The 19,158-nt window shown below is 44.6% G+C and carries 14 protein-coding genes; all 14 read left to right on the top strand.

The annotated features are described in order from the left end of the window. Position 1 precedes the first annotated feature (1 nt). The 14 genes from BC792_RS09320 to BC792_RS09255 all read left to right on the top strand — a co-directional run bounded on the left by BC792_RS09320 (position 2) and on the right by BC792_RS09255 (position 17,962). The gene (locus BC792_RS09320; protein ID WP_170250003.1) at positions 2–898 is read left to right on the top strand and encodes a hypothetical protein; all 897 of its coding nucleotides are present in this window, start codon (positions 2–4) and stop codon (positions 896–898) included. After that, positions 898–1,932, top strand: coding sequence for a polysaccharide biosynthesis protein (locus BC792_RS09315; RefSeq protein ID WP_148908737.1), 1,035 nt, complete (start codon positions 898–900; stop codon positions 1,930–1,932). The genes BC792_RS09320 and BC792_RS09315 overlap by 1 nt, the downstream gene beginning before the upstream one ends. A 13-nt stretch (positions 1,933–1,945) precedes the next feature. Next, positions 1,946–2,383, top strand: coding sequence for a WxcM-like domain-containing protein (locus BC792_RS09310; protein ID WP_170250002.1), 438 nt, complete (start codon positions 1,946–1,948; stop codon positions 2,381–2,383). A 17-nt stretch (positions 2,384–2,400) separates the two neighbouring features. After that, positions 2,401–3,516 (top strand): polysaccharide biosynthesis C-terminal domain-containing protein, encoded by a 1,116-nt coding sequence (locus tag BC792_RS09305; RefSeq protein WP_148908735.1) that lies wholly within the window; start codon positions 2,401–2,403, stop codon positions 3,514–3,516. Between the two features lie 46 nt (positions 3,517–3,562). Further along, positions 3,563–4,702: a non-hydrolyzing UDP-N-acetylglucosamine 2-epimerase gene (gene wecB / locus BC792_RS09300; protein WP_148908734.1), complete on the top strand. Its 1,140-nt coding sequence runs from the start codon at positions 3,563–3,565 to the stop codon at positions 4,700–4,702. A 4-nt stretch (positions 4,703–4,706) separates the two neighbouring features. Beyond that, entirely contained in the window at positions 4,707–5,912 is a 1,206-nt protein-coding gene (locus BC792_RS09295) for a glycosyltransferase family 4 protein (protein WP_148908733.1), read from the top strand. Then, entirely contained in the window at positions 5,905–6,516 is a 612-nt protein-coding gene (locus BC792_RS09290) for a sugar transferase (RefSeq protein WP_148908732.1), read from the top strand. The genes BC792_RS09295 and BC792_RS09290 overlap by 8 nt, the downstream gene beginning before the upstream one ends. Further along, on the top strand, positions 6,509–7,108 hold the full coding sequence (locus BC792_RS09285) for an acetyltransferase (RefSeq protein WP_148908731.1): 600 nt from the start codon (positions 6,509–6,511) through the stop codon (positions 7,106–7,108). Before BC792_RS09290 ends, BC792_RS09285 begins: the two co-directional genes overlap by 8 nt. A gap of 17 nt (positions 7,109–7,125) precedes the next feature. Continuing rightward, entirely contained in the window at positions 7,126–8,265 is a 1,140-nt protein-coding gene (locus tag BC792_RS09280) for a DegT/DnrJ/EryC1/StrS family aminotransferase (RefSeq protein WP_148908730.1), read from the top strand. 114 nt (positions 8,266–8,379) lie between these two features. Then, the gene (locus BC792_RS09275) at positions 8,380–9,156 is read left to right on the top strand and encodes a polysaccharide biosynthesis/export family protein (RefSeq protein WP_148908729.1); all 777 of its coding nucleotides are present in this window, start codon (positions 8,380–8,382) and stop codon (positions 9,154–9,156) included. A 23-nt stretch (positions 9,157–9,179) separates the two neighbouring features. Further along, entirely contained in the window at positions 9,180–11,579 is a 2,400-nt protein-coding gene (locus BC792_RS09270; RefSeq protein ID WP_148908728.1) for a GumC family protein, read from the top strand. Positions 11,580–12,953: 1,374 nt separating this feature from the next. Further along, on the top strand, positions 12,954–14,795 hold the full coding sequence (gene glmS / locus BC792_RS09265; RefSeq protein WP_148908727.1) for a glutamine--fructose-6-phosphate transaminase (isomerizing): 1,842 nt from the start codon (positions 12,954–12,956) through the stop codon (positions 14,793–14,795). A 1-nt stretch (position 14,796) separates the two neighbouring features. Beyond that, complete coding sequence (locus BC792_RS09260; protein ID WP_148908726.1) at positions 14,797–17,013, top strand: DUF4954 family protein; 2,217 nt, start codon at positions 14,797–14,799, stop codon at positions 17,011–17,013. After that, entirely contained in the window at positions 17,003–17,962 is a 960-nt protein-coding gene (locus BC792_RS09255) for a nucleotidyltransferase family protein (RefSeq protein ID WP_148908725.1), read from the top strand. Before BC792_RS09260 ends, BC792_RS09255 begins: the two co-directional genes overlap by 11 nt. Positions 17,963–19,158: the final 1,196 nt, after the last annotated feature.

Raw genomic sequence — 19,158 nt, 5'->3', positions numbered from 1 at the left:
AATGAGAAGCATATTTTTACTGATCAGTGCCTCGTTGGCACTCGTTGACATGGCGTTTGCCCAAAAGCTTTATTTCGTGGTGGAAGATAATAATTTGGTAAAGCGGAATCCGGCTCAGGTGAACTTTGTAAGGTCGAATCAGCTTTCCGAAGCTATTGTTTTCTATCAGGACGATTTTGTTACGCATGATCTCAAGCAAAATTACAAGCGGCAACTTTTGGAGAAATCCATCGAAAAGAGAATCCCTGATAAAATGGCTTCTGGCTTAGCGTTATTGGATTGGGAGGGAGAGAAGGCTCAAATACTATATGGGTTAAGAAATGTTTCTAGGCAGCGGTATCAAGAGGTTCTTAATGAGTTTATAACTTGTATCCGCGATGCCAAGAAGATGCGTCCCAATATTAAATGGTCCTTTTATGGGTTGCCTGTAAGAGTGCTGAATAACCATACATACGCGCAGTGGTCAGGCAAAATGCTTAAGTTAAAATCTCTGTTTAGCGAAATGGATTATATTTGCCCCAATCTCTATATGTTTATCCGCAACGATAAAAGTAAGTATAAAGAAGACATTAGGCAACATCTTCTTTTATCATTAAAGTTAGGGGCGGAACTAAATAAAGACGTATTACCTTTAATATGGCACAGATATCAGACCAACAGCGAATTAATTAAATTGGATGACTTTGGAGCTCATTTAAATATAATAAATAGTGTATCATTCCAAGGCAGAAAAATTACGGGCATAATTTGGTGGAACAGTGAAGAATTTAACTTCATAAGAAGGCAAAGGTATCCAAAAATAAATGCCGAATATAAAACGGTAAAAGATAAAGGCTCCTATCAGACCAGCCTTCTGAGATCATATTTAAAAGAAACGCGCAAACATAATATCAAATAATGAAAATCTCTAATAAAGTACTTTTAATCACTGGCGGAACGGGTTCTTTTGGGACCGCGGTTTTAAATCGGTTTCTACAGACTGACCACTTCAGCGAGATCCGTGTTTTTTCCCGCGATGAGAAGAAGCAAGACGATATGCGTAATTTGTATAAAAACGATAAAATAAAGTACTATATCGGTGACGTGCGAGATTACTCGTCTGTTGAGCCCGCCACCCGCGGTGTCGATTATATTTTTCATGCAGCAGCTCTAAAGCAGGTGCCGTCATGCGAGTTCTTTCCCATGCAAGCTGTAAAAACCAATGTGGAAGGGACGCAGAATGTGATTCGCGCCGCGGCATCGAATAGTGTAAAAAAAGTCATTTGTTTAAGTACGGATAAAGCTGCGTATCCTATTAACGCGATGGGCATTTCAAAGGCTATGATGGAAAAGGTAGCAGTAGCGGAGTCAAGAAATTTAAAAGACACAGTCGTATGTTTAACACGCTATGGCAACGTCATGGCCTCGCGCGGATCAGTGATACCTTTGTTTTTGAACCAGATTCAAAAAGGCGATCCTATCACTATTACAGATCCGAATATGTCCCGTTTTTTTATGTCGCTGGAGGACGCTGTGGACCTGGTCCTTTTTGCTTTCGAACACGGGAACCCAGGTGATCTTTTTGTGAATAAAGCACCGGCAGGGTCTATAGGAGACTTAGCTAAGGCGCTGATTGAATTAACAGGCCGGGAAGTACCTATTAAGATTATTGGAACACGCCATGGCGAGAAATTGTATGAAACACTGTGTACTCGTGAAGAAATGCTGAAGGCGGAAGATATGGGAGATTTTTACCGGGTGCCGGCGGATAACCGCGATTTAAATTATGCAAAATACTTCTCAGAAGGCGAGAAGGACGTGTCAAGAATAGAAGATTATCACTCGCACAATGCTGAACAACAAGGTGTTGAGGGTTTGAAGAAGCTGATTTCAAAACTGCCATTGATCCGCAGGGAAGTATTTGGTGAGGATGTCATGCAATACCCTTATTAAAAGAATCGTTATTATGATAGAGTTTATCCAAGGCGGGGCGGCCAAAGATCATCGGGGACAAATTCGATTTGTCAATGACTTTGACATGTCTTCCGTGAAACGCTTTTACATTATAAAGAATAGTGATTTGGAATTGGTACGAGGCTGGCGGGCGCATCGTCTAGAACAGCGTTGGTTTTACGTGCTATCCGGTAAGTTCGCAGTGGATCTAGTAGCGATTGATAACTGGGAACGGGCGTCGTCGGAACTACCCGTAGAAAAAATAATATTAGACGCTGAAGAAAACAAAGTACTGCACTTATCTACAGGATATGGAACAGCTTTTCAGGCACTTGAGACTAATTCTGAATTGTTGGTGTTTTCGGATTACGGAATAGAGAATGCGCCACACGATGATTATACTTATCCATTGGATTATTTTATAAATAGAAAGCCGGTAATATCTATCTGATAATCAAGGGAAACACAATGAAAGTAGGAATAACGGGACAAAATGGATTTGTCGGACGCCATTTATACAATACATTGGGGCTTTACCCAGACGAATTTGTGCGGGTAGATTTTCGAAAGGAATATTTCGACGATGAGAAGAAATTAGACCAATTTGTGTCCCAATGCGATACGATCGTACATCTGGCGGCCATGAATCGACATGAAAGCGAGCAAGTAATTTATGAGACCAACGTGGAGCTGGTTAGGAGGCTAATAGCTGCTCTTGAAAGAACCGGTTCAAAAGCTCACGTACTTGTGTCTTCCTCTACTCAAGAGGAGCGGGACAACCTCTACGGCCGATCAAAAAAAGAGGGACGGGAGGCGCTTATTTCATGGGCACAAGCAAACGGAGGTAAGCTAACGGGATTACTTATACCAAATGTGTTTGGAGCGTTTGGAAAGCCATTCTACAATTCGTTTATTGCTACATTTTGTTTTCAGCTAACACATGGAGAAATACCGACAATCGCGAACGACGGATTCGTGAATCTCATCTATGTACAAGAGCTTGTGGAGGATATTATCCGGCAGATCCGGGAGAAAGTCCATCAGCCCTTGTATACCGTTCAGTCCACAGCGACAAAGAAAGTCTCCGAGGTCTTGGAACTTTTGGAAAACTTTCGAGACCTGTATCTGTATAAAGGGGAGATCCCCGTTTTACATGATCGCTTTGAGCTAAACCTGTTTAATACGTATCGGTCTTTTATCGACCATCAAGCGATCTACCCAAGAAAGTTTCAATTACATACTGATCCACGAGGTACGTTTGTGGAAATTATTCGGATGGGTATTGGTGGGCAGTCCTCGTATTCAACAACGGTGCCCGGCATTACCCGTGGTAATCATTTCCATACGAGGAAAATCGAACGCTTTGCGGTCATCCAAGGAAAGGCGCGTATTCAATTGCGGAAAATGGATACAGATGAAGTGATGGACTTCTACTTGGACGGAACAGAGCCATCTTTTGTGGATATGCCCATTTGGTATACACATAATATTACGAACATTGGAGACGTAGAGCTAATAACCTGCTTTTGGATCAATGAACCGTATGATCCGGCAGACCCAGATACCTATTTTTTGGAAGTATAATTGATTTAATTAGAAGATATAAGAAGCCTTTCGTGGCATAAAGAATATGAAAAAAATAAAAGTAATGACGGTCGTGGGGACGCGTCCGGAGATCATTCGGCTTTCGAGAGTTCTATCAGCATTAGATGCTTCAGAGGCCGTAAACCATGTTATTGTACATACGGGGCAAAATTATGATTATGAGTTGAATCAGATCTTCTTTGAAGATCTCGGACTACGCAAACCGGATTACTTTTTGGACGCGGCTGGTAAAACGGCGACAGAAACGGTCGGCAATATTTTAATCAAAATTGACCCTTTGCTAGAAGAGTTGAAACCGGATGCCTTCTTGGTATTAGGAGATACCAATTCCTGTTTATGTGCCATCCCGGCGAAAAAGCGCCATATCCCGATTTTTCATATGGAAGCCGGAAATCGTTGTTTCGATCAACGTGTTCCCGAAGAAACGAACCGCAAAATTGTTGATCATACGGCGGATGTCAATTTGACCTACTCCGATATCGCTCGGGAATATCTTTTACGAGAAGGGTTGCCTGCTGATCGCATTATCAAAACAGGTTCACCTATGTTTGAAGTATTGAATCATTATCTTCCGCAAATCAAGGCGTCGGATGTACTGACCAAACTCAATCTAGAAGAGGGTCAGTTTTTCGTAGTTTCGTCGCATAGAGAAGAAAACATCAATAACGAAAAGAATTTTAGAGGGTTAATGGACTCGCTCAATACAATTGCCGAAAAATATGGCTATCCAGTTATTGTTTCCACACACCCACGTACAAGGAACATGATTGACAGGATGCAAATCCAGATGCGTCCAGAAATTCAATTTCTAAAGCCTCTTGGCTTCCATGATTATAATGCGCTACAAATGCGTTCCTATGCAGTTTTATCCGATTCAGGAACAATTTCTGAGGAATCTTCTATTTTAAATTTCAGGGCGCTTAATATCCGTCAGGCCCATGAGAGGCCAGAAGCGATGGAAGAAGCTTCTGTTATGATGGTCGGCTTGTCGCCGGAACGCGTATTGCAAGGATTGACACAGGTACTAAAACAGCAGGTCGGAGAAAACCGTAACTTTCGCCAAGTAGCCGATTATTCTATGCCCAACGTGTCCGAAAAAGTGGTGCGTATTATTTTGTCGTATACGGACTACGTCAAACGAGTAGTATGGTCAGAAGATGTATAGTCAGATGAAAGTTCTTTTTTTGACGTTAGTTGAGATCCATTCTATTGATGAGCGAGGGATATACCAAGACCTGTTACGCAAATTCCGTGACGAGGGCCATGACGTTACTATCGTAACACCTATCGAAAGAAGACGGCGAATTCCGACTAGAATTGAATCTAAAAATGGGGTAACCATTTTAAAAGTAAAAACGTTTAATATCCAAAAAACTAATGTGGTTGAAAAGGCTATTGGCACTCTTGCGATAGAGCATCAATACATTTGGGCGATAAAAAAACATCTATCAAATATTCGATTTGATTTAATATTATACTCTACTCCTCCCATAACTTTTGCTAGTGTTGTTGATTTTGTTCGGAAAAGAGATAAAGCTCGAACGTATTTGTTACTCAAAGATATTTTTCCTCAAAATGCTGTAGACATGGACATGATTAAAGAGGGTAGCATAATACACAGGTACTTTCTGCGAAAGGAAAAGACGCTATATCAAATATCAGACACTATTGGTTGTATGTCTCCCGCAAATCTTGATTATGTGTTACGACACAATCCTGAGATTGTTCCCGAGAAACTTGAGGTGAATCCCAATACGATAGAGCCCATTTCATTTATGTATTCAGCCGATGAAAAGAACGAGATTCGAGGGAAATATAGTATCCCAGAAGATAAGAAGGTTCTTGTTTACGGCGGTAATCTCGGAAAACCTCAGGGTTTAGATTTTCTTATGGAAACCATTACTGCTACAGAAGATGATAAAATCTTCTTCTTAGTTGTAGGAAACGGAACGGAATTTTCTAAGATAAAACAATGGTTCGATATAAATGAGCCAGTAAATGCTAGGTTGCTACAACGATTGCCAAAGGACGATTATGATAGACTATTGGCCGCCTGCGATGTTGGCCTGATTTTTTTGGATAAGAAATTTTTAATTCCGAATTTTCCATCGAGGCTTTTGTCCTATTTAGAGATGGCAAAACCTGTTATAGCAGCTACTGATCCCAATACAGATATTGGTGACATAATCGAGCAAGCTAGATGCGGATACAAAGTGTTAGCGGGAGACCAAATAGCTATGCAAACTGCAATATACCGGTTGTTGTACGTTGATGACCTACAAGAGATGGCCGAAAACGCGGTGAAATTATTGAGAGCGGAGTACTTAGTAGAAAAGTCATATAGGTTAATTAAGAGGCGGTGCGGAAATGTATAAAAGTATAATAAAGCGAATTGTTGATGTCTTAATGGCTGGAATTGGTTTGGTGGCCGTAAGCCCCATTTTTATCATCGTCACGATTGGCCTTTTTTTCGCTAATCAAGGTCGGCCTTTTTTTTATCAACAGCGCCCGGGGAAGGGCGGAAGAATTTTCAAAATCGTTAAATTTAAGACGATGAATGATAAAAAGGATGCGGAGGGTAACCTTTTACCCGACGCAGATCGGCTTACTTCGATAGGTGCTTTCGTGCGTAGGACTTCGTTAGACGAGTTACCGCAACTAATCAACGTGTTGAAAGGCGATATGTCGTTGATTGGACCACGCCCGCTACTGGTACAATACTTACCTTTGTATAATGTACATCAAGCTCGTAGGCACGAAGTGAAGCCGGGCATTACCGGTTGGGCACAGGTTAATGGGCGTAACGCCATATCTTGGGAACAAAAATTTGATTATGACGTGTGGTATGTTGATAATGTGTCTTTAGGCCTCGATATCAAAATTTTCTTTCTGACGATAAAAAAGGTATTTGTTCGGGAAGGAATTTCCGCCGAAGGACAGGCAACTATGGAGCCGTTTAAGGGAAACAGCGATGAGTAAACTAGTTTTGTACGGAGCAGGCGGACACGCAAAAGTGGTTGCTGAAATAGCCGAACTTAACGGTTACGACGATATTATCTTTTGCGAAGATGAACCAACGAAAGAGAAGTTGCTAGGTTATGAAGTGGTAGCTACCCTCGAAAAGACTGAAAGCTGTTTGTTAGCAATTGGTAACAACTTGACACGGAAAAAGCTCGCATTGTCACTTTTCAATAAATTTGTTAAACTGATTCATCCACGAACAAGTATTTCAATTCGAGGGGACATTGGAGAAGGTACAGTGATTATGGCCGGTGTCACCATTAATGCTGACGTAACTATTGGCAAACATTGTATCATAAACACCAATGCCTCAATTGATCATGATTGCGTTGTCGAAAATTATGTACACCTGTCGCCGAATGTAGCTTTGGCCGGAAATGTAACAATAGGAGAGGGGACACACGTTGGGATCGGAGCATGTGTGATACAAGGTGTAAAAGTAGGAAAGTGGTGTACGCTGGGAGCGGGTACAGTTGTTATTCGGAATGTACCTGACGGCGCGACCGTTGTGGGCAACCCGGGGAGGATTATAAAACAGAAAGAATTATAGCATAAAGTTAAACGGAAATGAACGAGAAAATTTGGCTATCCTCGCCACATATGGGAGGTAGTGAGTTGAAATACATTCACGACGCGTTCGACGCAAATTGGGTAGCACCATTGGGACCAAATGTGAATGGCTTTGAAAAAGATATCGAATCTTTCTTAGGGGCTGACGTTAAAGTAGCGGCACTATCTTCTGGCACTGCGGCATTGCATTTAGCATTGATTGCATGTGGCGTCGGATATGGAGATGAAGTGGTTTGCCAGTCTATCACCTTTTCCGCTTCTGCAAATCCGATTGCTTATCAGGGAGCGGTTCCAGTATTCGTGGATTCGGAGTGTGATACTTGGAATATGTGTCCGAACCATTTGCGCGAGGCTATCCGAGATCGACTTTCGAAAGGTAAGAAGCCAAAAGCGATTGTCGTTGTTCATCTATACGGCATGCCAGCGAAGATGGACGAAATTCTTTCAATAGCTGAAGAGTTCGGTATTCCGTTGATAGAAGATGCTGCGGAGGCGTTAGGATCCACATATAAAGGTAGGGCTTGTGGTACGTTTGGGCGATTTGGAATACTTAGTTTTAATGGAAATAAGATTATAACGACCTCGGGTGGGGGGGCACTAGTATGTCATTCCGAAGCTGATAAAGACAAAGCCGTTTTCCTTTCTACGCAGGCGCGAGACGATGCACCCCACTATCAACATTCGCATATTGGATACAATTATCGTATGTCCAATATCTGTGCAGGTATTGGGCGCGGACAAATGGAGGTGTTGGTAGAGCGTGTTGCTGCAAGACGTGCGATGCACGATTTCTATGTAGGGTTACTTAAAGGAGTGGCTGGTGTTCAGGTCCTGTCAGAGCCGTCAGCGGATTATTTTTCAAACCATTGGCTGTCAGCTATCGTAATCGATCCTGTCGTACTGGGAAAGACAAGAGAGGATCTTCGCCTCGCGTTTTTAGAAGATAACATTGAGTCCCGTCCCTTGTGGAAGCCAATGCATCTACAGCCTGTTTTTGAAGATACTCCATATTATGGAAAGAGTGTAGCGGAAACTTTGTTCAATAACGGCCTTTGTTTACCCTCAGGTTCAAATTTGACGGAAGAGGAGAAAGACCGGGTTAAAAGGATCATAGCAGAGTTTTTTAGTCAAGTATGACTTATCCCATAATAATTCGTGTTAAATAACGAGCATTAACGAAAAAACACTATTTTTGCTCGGAATAAGCTAATTTTGGAAAGCTTTTTGCCATCTCATATAAAAGTAAGAAATATGTCTAAGCGTATCTTCGGAGGAATAACATCGCTCGTGCTTATGGCCGTGCTGTTGTGTACCTCATGTGCTAGCCGGAAAGATCTGGTATATTTTCAACCCGACTCTGTGGAATTAAATACCTCTTATGAACTTAATGCTCCAAAGTTGCAGCCGGGGGATATCTTGACCATTTCCGTGACGGCGGATGATGTGCGGGCTACGCAGCCTTTTAACCAAGTCTCTCCTTATCAGATGGGAGCATTACAGACGACAAATCCTTTTATTCCTACGTATGCTATAGATGTGAACGGAGAAATCGATTTTCCGAAGTTAGGTAAAATCAAATTAGCAGGTAAGACCCGTACGCAGGCGATAGACTTCCTACGTCGCGAGGTCGGACGTTTTATTGTTGATCCAGGAATTAGCATTGAAGTCCGGAATTTTCGTGTAACGGTATTAGGAGAAGTTCGGACGCCTGGTACATTTACAATTAATAATGATCGCATCACGTTGTTGGAGGCATTGGGACTGGCCGGTGATCTGACCATCAACGGTGTGCGGAAAAATATTTTGGTGATACGAGAGCAGAATGGGCAGAAGCAGGAGTTTCGTGTGGATTTAACCAAGCGCGACGCACTGAACTCGCCAGCGTATTACTTAGCGCAGAATGATGTGGTTTATGTGGAACCCAATGGTGCCCGAATTCAATCGTCCAAGTATACACAAAACACGTCGATTTTTGTTTCCGTAGCGAGTGTAATCATTACGGTTATCTCCGTATTAACCCGAAACTAGTTGTGAGCAGTCCTGACAAACATATGAGCAATACGTCCTACCCTAAAGTTAAGGAAAACCAAGAGCAAGAGATTAATCTTAAACAGCTATTTGAGCAGTATGCTTTTTATTGGAGATGGTTTATTGTTTCTGTAATAGCCTGTCTTTTTATTGCATTTGTTTATTTGCGCTACGCTCAGCGCATTTATAACGTGAATGCGAAGATTCTATTGCAGGACGAGAAACAGGCCTCGGGCGAAATGGCCGGGCTCGCGGAGTTGGCTACTTTGTCCGGCATGGGGAGTTCCTCTGCGGCGTTCGTTAACGATCAGATGGAAGTTTTACGTTCACGCCGGCTAATGCGTAAGGTCGTCGATACAAACCGGTTATATCTTTCTTATTATGTGAAAGGAAATATTAAGTCGGCGGAGTTGCTGGAAAAGAACGCACCGTTAAAAGTTATGCTATTAGAGCCGAATCATGAGCGTCTGGATTCGATAGGTTACACTTTTACGGTGAGTAAACAGGCTGGGCAATATAAGATAAAAGACGAGGTAGAGGGGACACGGGATTATGTCTTAGGAAGTAAAATCGAAACCCCGCTGGGCCCGATCAGCTTGGTGCCGCAGGAAAGCAACAAAAATTGGGAAGGCGATCTGCAGATCAGCTATATTCCTTCGGATATTACAGTCGACATTCTGCGGTCCATGGTACAGATTACGCCTAATAAAGAAGCCCAGTCTTTTTTGGTTAACTTCTCCATGGATTATCCGTTGATCGCAAAGGCAGAGTTGATTATAAATTCATTGATTGACCAGTATAACCAAGATGTTACTTACGACAAGGCACAGGTGACACGTGCGACCTCGAAGTTTATTACTTCTAGATTAGAGCTTATTTCCAGAGACCTTGCTGAAGCCGATTCAAAAGTCGCTGATTTCAAAGATCGGAATAGCTTGATGGATATGCAGGAGGAGGCGCGTATCTACATGCAGAATGCGACTGAAAATGAACAGAAGCTTGTCGAATATCAGACGCAGCTGAGCTTAGCCGATATGGTACGACAGGAGACGTCCTCGCAGGAATATAATCTGCTGCCGTCGAACATCGGTCTAACAGACCCGTCGATACAAGCCAATATTCAAAGTTATAACGACTTGGTGTTGGAGCGGGATGACCTATTAAAATCGGCAACACCGGATAATCCGGTGGTACAGCAATTAAATAAGAATATTGCACAGATTAATAAGACCTTACAGGTTTCTTTAGACAACTACCGGAATGTGCTGCAAAGCAATGTGAACGCGCTTCAAAGCCAAAAAAGCAAGTTTGAAGGTAAGCTAAATCAATTGCCTAATCAGGAGCGTGGTTTTAAGGACATTTCAAGGCAGCAGCAAATTGTCGAGACGTTATACCTGTTCCTGCTACAGAAGCGTGAGGAAACAGAGATTAAGGCGGCGGCGACGCCAGCTAATTTGAAGATCGTGGACTCTGCATACGGGTATAAAGCTCCTGTTGCACCGAGAAAATCTGTTATCATGCTCGGGGCATTAATCTTGGGGTTCTTAATTCCTTTTGCTATCCTTTATATTAAATTCTTACTTGACAACAAAATTCATTCAAGGAAGGATATCGAAGATAAATTCAATGCGCCTATATTGGGCGAGGTGCCATCTTCGGATCATCCGATTATCGAGGATAACGACCGCTCCTCGTTGGCCGAGGCTATCCGTATCTTGCGTACGAATATTTCCTTTATGCTCGGGCATAAGAAGGATCAATCTTCTGTATTATATGTTACGTCGACGACTTCGGGAGAAGGAAAATCCTTTATATCAACCAACTTGGCAAAAATACTGGCCATGTCCGGCAAGAAGGTGCTATTACTTGGCGCAGATATACGCTCGCCAAAAGTGCTTGACTATTTAGGTTTGTCGCATTTACAGCACACCAATATTGGTATAACCCAGTACTTGATTAACCCCGAAATGTCGGTATCTGACATTGTTATCCGCAAGCCGGAACCTTATAACTTTGATATTATTTATTCGGGTTATGTTGCGCCAAACCCTGCCGAGTTGTTGATGAACGGCTACTTTGCGGATATCATTGCCTATGGCCGTATGCAGTATGATTATGTGATTGTGGACACGGCGCCGGTAAGCTTGGTAACGGATACATTGTTGATTGCCGAACATGCCGATTTAACGATCTATGTTGCACGCGCTAATTACCTCGACAAACGCTTGTTGAATGTCCCTGCTGAGCTTTATGAGGAAGGCAAGTTGAAAAATATGGCTGTCGTTGTTAATGACGTCGACTTCAAGCGAGGCTACGGCTATGGTTATGGCTACGGTTATGGTTATGGGGAAGGACATGAAGTATCGTTGCGTAAGCGGATAGCGAAATTCTTTAAGAACCCATTGGGAAAGAAGAAGATATAAGGTGAGTTGGGAGGTGAGAGGCTAATAGCTGATGGCTATAGACGTAAAGTCGTGGATTTGTGAAGTCGTAAAGCGAGAGGCAGATGGCGAATGGCAGATAGCTGATGGCTGTGGAGACGCAAGATCTTGCGTCTCAATACTCAAATCTCACTTCTGATATCTGATTTCTCACTTTTTTATAGCCCCTCAACCCGGGGCGGGGTTTTACTTGGAAGGACCCAAGTAAACAAGGTCCTCCGGCCGAGGTTCTTGATGCTACCCTGCCTTATCCTAGCCTAAACCGTTCCAAACTCACTTCGTTCAGACAAGGAACGGTTCTTGACGGCTATTATGGCGGCCCGCTGACGCAGTCGAACCGATGCCGGTCCTTTCCGACGCACAAGGCTGCCTTGGGTTTAGATGTGAAGTTGTTGATTTGTGAAGTCGTGAAGTGAGAGGCTAGCTGATGGCTATAGACGTAAAGTTGTTGATTTGTGAAGTCGTGAAGTGAGAGGCTAATAGCCGATGGCTTATGGCAGATGGCTATAGACGTAAAGTCGTAAATTTGTGAAGTCGTAAAATTCGTAAAGGTTTTACTCTTTTAACGCCTAAACTTCCCACTACTCTTTACTAACTACTCATTACTAACATCTCACTTCTAATATCTAATTTCTCACTTCTTCATTGCCCCTCAACCCGGGGCGGGGTTTTACTTGGAAGGTTGGAAAAAGTAAAAAGTAAAAATTAAAAAGTAAAAATTAAAAAGGAAGTTGGAAATTAATTTGTGAAGTCTCTAATCACGATCTAGCCCCTGACTCCTAACCACCAATCACTAGAAATGCTGACGCAGTCGAACCGATGCCGGTCCTTTCCTCCGCGCGTGGCCGTGGAACCGTAAAGTGAAAGGCTAATAGCGGATGGCTAATGGCAGATAGCTGATGGCTATAAGCCGTAAAGTTGTTGATTTGTGAAGTCGTGAAGTGAGATAAGGTTGATAGGGTTAAATAAGGTTGATATGGTTAGTGAAGGAAAAGTCGAAGATGTAAAGTCGTTGATTTGCTGATTCGTAAAGTTAAGATCTAACACCTAACCCTTAACGCCTAATTTCTGACTTCTAACTTCTCACTTCTAAAATGTAAAGTCGTTGATTTGTAAAGTCGCGAGGAGATACGACGACCGCCGAAGGCAGCTGCGAAGCAAACCGATCTAACCTGCTAACTATTCTCACTTCTCACTTCTCACTTCTCACTACTCATATCTAATTTCTTTATTGCCCAACAGCTATATGTTAAACATTTGTAAAGTATCAGGAATGTTACCGTGATGGCATAATCCTTGTTAAGGCTTCATATCTATTTTGAGAGAATTAACTATTTTAAAACAAACAGAACAAACATGTGTGGAATTGTTGGCTACGTCGGTAGCAAAGCCGCTTATCCTATATTGATCGAAGGCCTTAAGCGCCTCGAATATAGGGGATACGATAGTGCGGGTGTCGCGCTGTTGGCAAATAATAAAATCCAGGTATTTAAGAAAGAAGGTAAAGTAGCCGCTTTAGAGGAGCTGGTCGGAGAACAGGAGGTGCCCGCTTCCATCGGGATCGGGCATACGCGCTGGGCGACGCATGGCGAACCGTGCGATCGTAACGCTCATCCGCACGTGTCAAACGATGGCTCGATAGCGATGATCCACAACGGAATTATTGAAAACTACGCACAGCTTAAGGCTGAGTTGGAAAAAAAAGGATATACATTTAAAAGCGACACCGACTCTGAGGTGCTGGTGAACTTTATTTCCGACATAAGAACAAACAACGATTGCACGCTCGAAGAGGCTGTGCGCGTTGCCCTTAACCGGATCACAGGTGCGTATGTCATCCTGTTGCTCGATGAGAACCTGCCAAACACGATAATCGCCGCCCGCAAGGGATCTCCGCTGGTGATCGGTATTGGTGAAAAGGAGCATTTTTTAGGATCCGACGCATCACCTATGTTGGCCTATACGAAGGACGTAGTGTATATAAATGACTACGAAATGGTTATCGTCCGTCCTGACGAGTTGATCTTAAAGAACCATACCAACGAAAAATTAACGCCCTATGTACAGCGTTTAGATCTCGATCTTGCCGCTATTGAGAAAGGTGGGTATGAGCATTTTATGCTGAAGGAGATATTTGAACAGCCCCAAACGATATACGACTCCTTTCGCGGGCGTCTTGATGTAGAGCAGGCGCGGCTGACCTTGAGCGGACTAGATGCTATCCAGGATAAGCTGCTGGCTGCCCGACGGATAATCATTGTAGCCTGTGGAACCAGCTGGCATGCCGGGCTCCTGGCTGAATACCTGATCGAGGAACTATGTCGGGTGAACGTTGAGGTGGAATACGCCTCCGAGTTCCGTTACCGCAACCCCATCCTCGACGAAAATGATGTGATCATTGCGGTGTCGCAGAGTGGCGAGACGGCCGATACGCTCGTGGCCTTGGAAAACGCGAAGAAAAAGGGTGCCACGGTGTTCGGTATTGTAAATGTGGTAGGTTCTTCCATAGCACGTCTGGCCGACGCAGGTGCGTATACGCATGCCGGGCCGGAAATCGGCGTAGCCAGCACCAAGGCGTTCACGGCACAGCTGGTGGTACTGCAGCTCTTTGCACTTAAACTGGCGCAGCTGAAGGGTACCGTATCTCCAGAACGGTTTACAGAGCTCGTTAAAGCGTTGCATGCCGTGCCGGAACAGGTCGAGTGGATTTTAAACAACCAGCTCGACAGAATTAAAGAAGTGGCCCGTAAATACCGCGGAGCTCGCGATTTCCTGTTCCTAGGTCGGGGATACAACTTTCCTATCGCACTCGAAGGCGCACTTAAGCTAAAAGAAATATCCTATATACATGCCGAAGGCTATCCGGCTGCAGAGATGAAGCACGGCCCGATCGCTCTGGTAGACGAGCACCTGCCTGTGGTATTTATCGCGACCAAAGACCCATTTTACGAAAAGGTGGTCAGCAACATGCAGGAAATCAAAGCGCGGAAAGGTCGCTTGGTTGCAGTTGTATCGGAAGGCGACAAGGTCGCGGAGACACTGGCCGAGGATCTGCTGGTCGTTCCGCAATCGGACGAATTGATATCGCCGTTGCTTGCTGTGATCCCGCTGCAGCTGCTTTCTTACTATATCGGCGTAGAACTGCAATTGGATGTGGACAAGCCACGCAACCTGGCAAAATCGGTGACGGTCGAGTAATATGGGAAAGGTACAGAAGAAAGCGATAACGAGTTTTGGCTATGGGTTTGTTCCGCCGGAGTACTTGCAACCCGGCGAGACCGAATACAGCCGACGGTTTGAGCAACAAACGGTAGATGCCTCCTACAGGAGCCTTACCGAGACGGAAAAGCAAACCTTAATCCGCAACGGCAATCAGGCCACAGATTGGGACATGTTGCTGGTAACCGACAGGTTTTTACCGGAACAGATCCGAAACTCGTCTTTTTCGGGCTTGGTCCGCATTGGAGATATGTCGCCGTCGGTGCTGGAACATAAAAGTTTGGAGCTTCCTGTCGGGATTTACGACAGCTGTGTCGTAAGCTGCGATATCGGTGCCGACGTGGCTATTCATAAAGTGAACTACCTGGCCCACTTTATTCTGGAGCGGGAAGTCATGCTATCGTCGGTTCACGAGATGGTCACGAGCAGTGCGGCAAAGTTTGGTAATGGAGCCATTAAGGAGGGCGAGGAGGAATCGCAGCGTATCGTGCTGGAGCTATGTAACGAAAACGGGAAGCGTGCGGTCACAGCGTTCGAAGGGATGCAGGCGTCGGACGCTTATCTCTGGACGCGTTTCCGGGACGATTCCGTGCTCCAACGTCGCTTCCAGGAGATCACGGACAAACGCTTTGACAAAAGGCGCGGATTCTACAGTGTAGTCGGAGAGGGGACCGTTATCAAGAACTCCAAGATCATTAAAGACGTGCGCATCGGCGCCCATGCGTATATCAAGGGTGTAAACAAAATAAAAAACGTGGCGGTCAACTCCCGCATCGATGCGATGACGCAGATCGGCGAAGGTTGCGAGCTCGTCAACGGAATTATCGGCTTTGGCTGCCGGGTGTTTTACGGCGTCAAGGCGGTGCGCTTTGTCTTGTCCTCGTTCTCACAGCTGAAATACGGCGCCCGGCTGATTAACTCGTTCTTAGGCGACAACTCCACCATTTCCTGTTGCGAGGTGCTCAACGCGCTGATTTTTCCTGCGCATGAGCAGCATCATAACAACTCATTCCTCTGTGCGGCCTTAGTAAAAGGGCAGAGCAATATGGCTGCCGGCGCCACCGTTGGTTCTAACCACAACTCCCGCGGCGCCGATGGCGAGATTATTGCAGAACGCGGATTTTGGCCGGGGCTTTGCGTGAGTCTCAAGCATAATTCCCGTTTCGCATCTTATACATTGATCGTAAAAGGGGATTTTCTATATGAGTTAGACGTGAGGTTACCCTTTTCGCTGGTAAGCTTGGATCTGAAGAACGACCGCCTGGTGCTGGTTCCTGGCTACTGGTTTTTATACAATGCCTATGCATTGATGCGTAACACCGACAAGTTTGCGGCGCGTGACAACAGGAAGCTTAAGAACCAGTATTTTGAATATGATGTTCTGGCTCCGGACACGGTGAATGAGATGTTCGTCGGGATGGCGCTTATCGAAAAGGCTGTAGGTAAGTCGATTTACAGTAGCGAACAGTTGTCGGATGGGGAGGCTCAGGAGCGAGGAAGAGCGCTTTTGTCGCGTGAGGAAAAGCCAGAATTAGGCGAAATTTTTATAGAAGGTGTGGAGTGCTCCAAGCGGCCCGTCGTGATTGCAAAAGCGTACGAGGCCTATCACGTTTATCGGAGAATGATTGCGTACTACGCCGGAACGGAAATCTTCAAGGCATTGTCATCGATGCCTTTTGAGGAGTTTGCGCTACTATTGGATCAATGGAAGGACGGTTCTCGGGCCACTTTTGACAATGTGGGCGGCCAGCTGGTAGATACCGAGGCGTTGAACAGCATCCTGGAACGCCTTAAAGTGGGCGAAATCGATTCATGGGAAGAAATCCACGCTTGGTATCATGACGCGAGCGCGGCCTATCCCATGGCAAGGCTGCAACATGCTGTGGTATCGTATCTGGAGTTGATGGGTGGGGTTGCCGTATTGGGCGACGAAGTGGACTGGTTATTGCTGTTGCTGCAGGAAACGCTGAAAACAAAGAAATGGCTGTATCAGCAGATTGCAGGCTCCCGTGAAAAGGACTATACAAACCCGTTCCGAAAAATGGTCTATGCCAACGAACAGGAGATGGACATTGTGGTCGGCAGTTTGAAAGACAATGCGTTTATCAATAAGCAGGCGCAGGAGTGTGCCGCGATGGAAGAAGAGTTAAGTAGATTGGAAAAGCAAATTATAAAATTAAAAAAACATGTTGAATAAGAAACCTATTCTAGTCATTTTGGCGGCTGGAATGGCTAGTCGTTATGGTTCCGCCAAACAGGTAGACGGCTTTGGGCCGAACAATGAAAAGATAATCGATTACTCGATCTATGACGCGATCAGAGCGGGATTTGGAAAGGTTGTCTTTGTTATTCGGGAAGAATTCTTAGGTATTATGAAAGAAACCTTCGACGAGAAGTTGAGAGGAAAAATAGAAGTGGCGTATGCATTTCAGGATTTTAACTTACGTAAGTTTGGTATAGATCTGGAGATAGAGCGTCAGAAACCGTGGGGAACAGCCCACGCGGTGATGAGTGCCGAGCCGGAGATTGATGGTCCTTTTTGTGTGATTAATGCGGACGATTTTTACGGCTTCGACGCTTTCAATAAAATGGCAAAATTCTTAACGAGCGAGGTGCACGACGGTAAGATGGCGTTGGTAGGCTTTGAAATTGGAAACACATTGTCCGACTTCGGATTCGTGTCGCGCGGCGTCTGCCATGTGGACGATGCGGGTTACATGCAAGGGGTTACCGAGCGTACCAATATCTACCGGCGAAAAGCAGATGATCAGGACGATATCGTGTATAAGGAGGGGGATGAAGAGGTGATCCTTCATCCGCAGACGCGCGTGTCAATGAACTTCTGGGGATTTACACCGAAGGTGTTGGCCGTAGCGAAAGAGTTGTTTCCGGCTTTTGTTGATAAAAACAAAGATAACCCTAAAGCCGAGTTTTTTATCCCCGATATTCCGGACTATATGGTGAAGAATAATATAGCCAGCTTCGCGGTACTTCCCACTTCAGCGAAGTGGTTTGGTGTCACCTACAAAGAAGACAAGGAGGCTGTACAGCAGAGCATCAGTACGCTGGTTGCTTTGGGAGAATATCCCGCCGCACTTTGGGGATATGTGAAGGAAGTTGATCCTAGCTTGTATTTAGATAGGTGAAATCGTGAAGTGAGAGGCTAATGGCAGATAGCTGTTGGCTAATGGCAGATAGCTATAAGCTGTAAAGGTGTTAATTCGTAAAGTCGTGAAGGGAGAGGCAAATGGCAGATAGCAGATGGCGGATGGCAGATAGCTAGTGGCGAATGGCAGGTGGCATATAGCAGCTATAAGCGATACTCACTACTCAAATCTCACTTCTAATGTCTGATCTCTCACTTCTTTATAGCCCCTCAACCCGGGGCGGGGTTTTACTTGGAAGGTCGGAAAAAGTAAAAATTAAAATGTAAAAATTAAAAAGGAAGTTGGAAATAATTTGTGAAGTCTCTAATCACGACCTAATCCCTAACTCCCAACTACCAATCAGTAGAAATGCTGACGCAGTCGAACCGATGCCGGTCCTTTCCGACGCACAAGGCCGTGGAATCGTGAAGACTACTTCGTAGTTAGATGAGATTAGATGAGTGAGTAAAGTCGTGGCTCTAAGCGTAAAGATTGACCCCGTAGGGGTCATATATGTATAGAAAAATGTGACATCCATCAGACGACCCCGAAGGGGTCGAATATATTCGCCATAGGGGGATAATCGTAAAGCCGTTTGTGAAGCGTAGGTATATATGCAACGGATTGATCCCGTAGAGGTCATATCCCGATAGCTAATAGCCGATGGCATATAGCAGCTATAAGCTATGGGCCAACAGCCATAAGCCTAGACTTCTCCATACTCACTACTCAAATCTCACTTCTGATATCTGACTTCTCACTTCTTCATTGCCCCTCAACCCGGGGCGGGGGTTTTACTTGGAAGGTCGGGAAAAGTAAAAATTAAAAAGTAAAAATTAAAAAGGAAGTTGGAAATTAATTTGTGAAGTCTCTAATCACGATCTAATCCCTAACTCCCAACTACCAACCAATCAGTAGAAATGCTGACGCAGTCGAACCGATGCCGGTCCTTTCCGACGCACAAGGCCGTGGAATCGTGAAGTCGTTGATTTGTGAAGTCGTGAAGGCAGATAAGGTTGATAGGGTTAATAAGGTTGATATGGTCAGTGAGTGAGAAATCGAAGATGTAAAGTCGTTAAATTGCTGATTCGTAAAGTTAAGGGTAGTGTAAACTGAACTGTGTCACATCACTCCTTTTAGGGTTCGCACTAGAGGCTTTCAGCCTCTAGTGCGAACCCTAAAAGGAGTTGCCGAAG

This window comes from Sphingobacterium allocomposti, from assembly GCF_008124885.1.
GTDB lineage: Bacteria > Bacteroidota > Bacteroidia > Sphingobacteriales > Sphingobacteriaceae > Sphingobacterium > Sphingobacterium allocomposti.
This window is presented reverse-complemented; position numbering and strand designations above follow the sequence as displayed.

What these genes read in the sequence shown, in the direction of transcription:
- BC792_RS09320 (WP_170250003.1), top strand. Translation starts at nt 2, where the DNA reads ATGAGAAGCATATTTTTACTGATCAGTGCCTCGTTGGCACTCGTTGAC.
- BC792_RS09315 (WP_148908737.1), top strand. Translation starts at nt 898, where the DNA reads ATGAAAATCTCTAATAAAGTACTTTTAATCACTGGCGGAACGGGTTCT.
- BC792_RS09310 (WP_170250002.1), top strand. Translation starts at nt 1,946, where the DNA reads ATGATAGAGTTTATCCAAGGCGGGGCGGCCAAAGATCATCGGGGACAA.
- BC792_RS09305 (WP_148908735.1), top strand. Translation starts at nt 2,401, where the DNA reads ATGAAAGTAGGAATAACGGGACAAAATGGATTTGTCGGACGCCATTTA.
- wecB (WP_148908734.1), top strand. Translation starts at nt 3,563, where the DNA reads ATGAAAAAAATAAAAGTAATGACGGTCGTGGGGACGCGTCCGGAGATC.
- BC792_RS09295 (WP_148908733.1), top strand. Translation starts at nt 4,707, where the DNA reads ATGAAAGTTCTTTTTTTGACGTTAGTTGAGATCCATTCTATTGATGAG.
- BC792_RS09290 (WP_148908732.1), top strand. Translation starts at nt 5,905, where the DNA reads ATGTATAAAAGTATAATAAAGCGAATTGTTGATGTCTTAATGGCTGGA.
- BC792_RS09285 (WP_148908731.1), top strand. Translation starts at nt 6,509, where the DNA reads ATGAGTAAACTAGTTTTGTACGGAGCAGGCGGACACGCAAAAGTGGTT.
- BC792_RS09280 (WP_148908730.1), top strand. Translation starts at nt 7,126, where the DNA reads ATGAACGAGAAAATTTGGCTATCCTCGCCACATATGGGAGGTAGTGAG.
- BC792_RS09275 (WP_148908729.1), top strand. Translation starts at nt 8,380, where the DNA reads ATGTCTAAGCGTATCTTCGGAGGAATAACATCGCTCGTGCTTATGGCC.
- BC792_RS09270 (WP_148908728.1), top strand. Translation starts at nt 9,180, where the DNA reads ATGAGCAATACGTCCTACCCTAAAGTTAAGGAAAACCAAGAGCAAGAG.
- glmS (WP_148908727.1), top strand. Translation starts at nt 12,954, where the DNA reads ATGTGTGGAATTGTTGGCTACGTCGGTAGCAAAGCCGCTTATCCTATA.
- BC792_RS09260 (WP_148908726.1), top strand. Translation starts at nt 14,797, where the DNA reads ATGGGAAAGGTACAGAAGAAAGCGATAACGAGTTTTGGCTATGGGTTT.
- BC792_RS09255 (WP_148908725.1), top strand. Translation starts at nt 17,003, where the DNA reads ATGTTGAATAAGAAACCTATTCTAGTCATTTTGGCGGCTGGAATGGCT.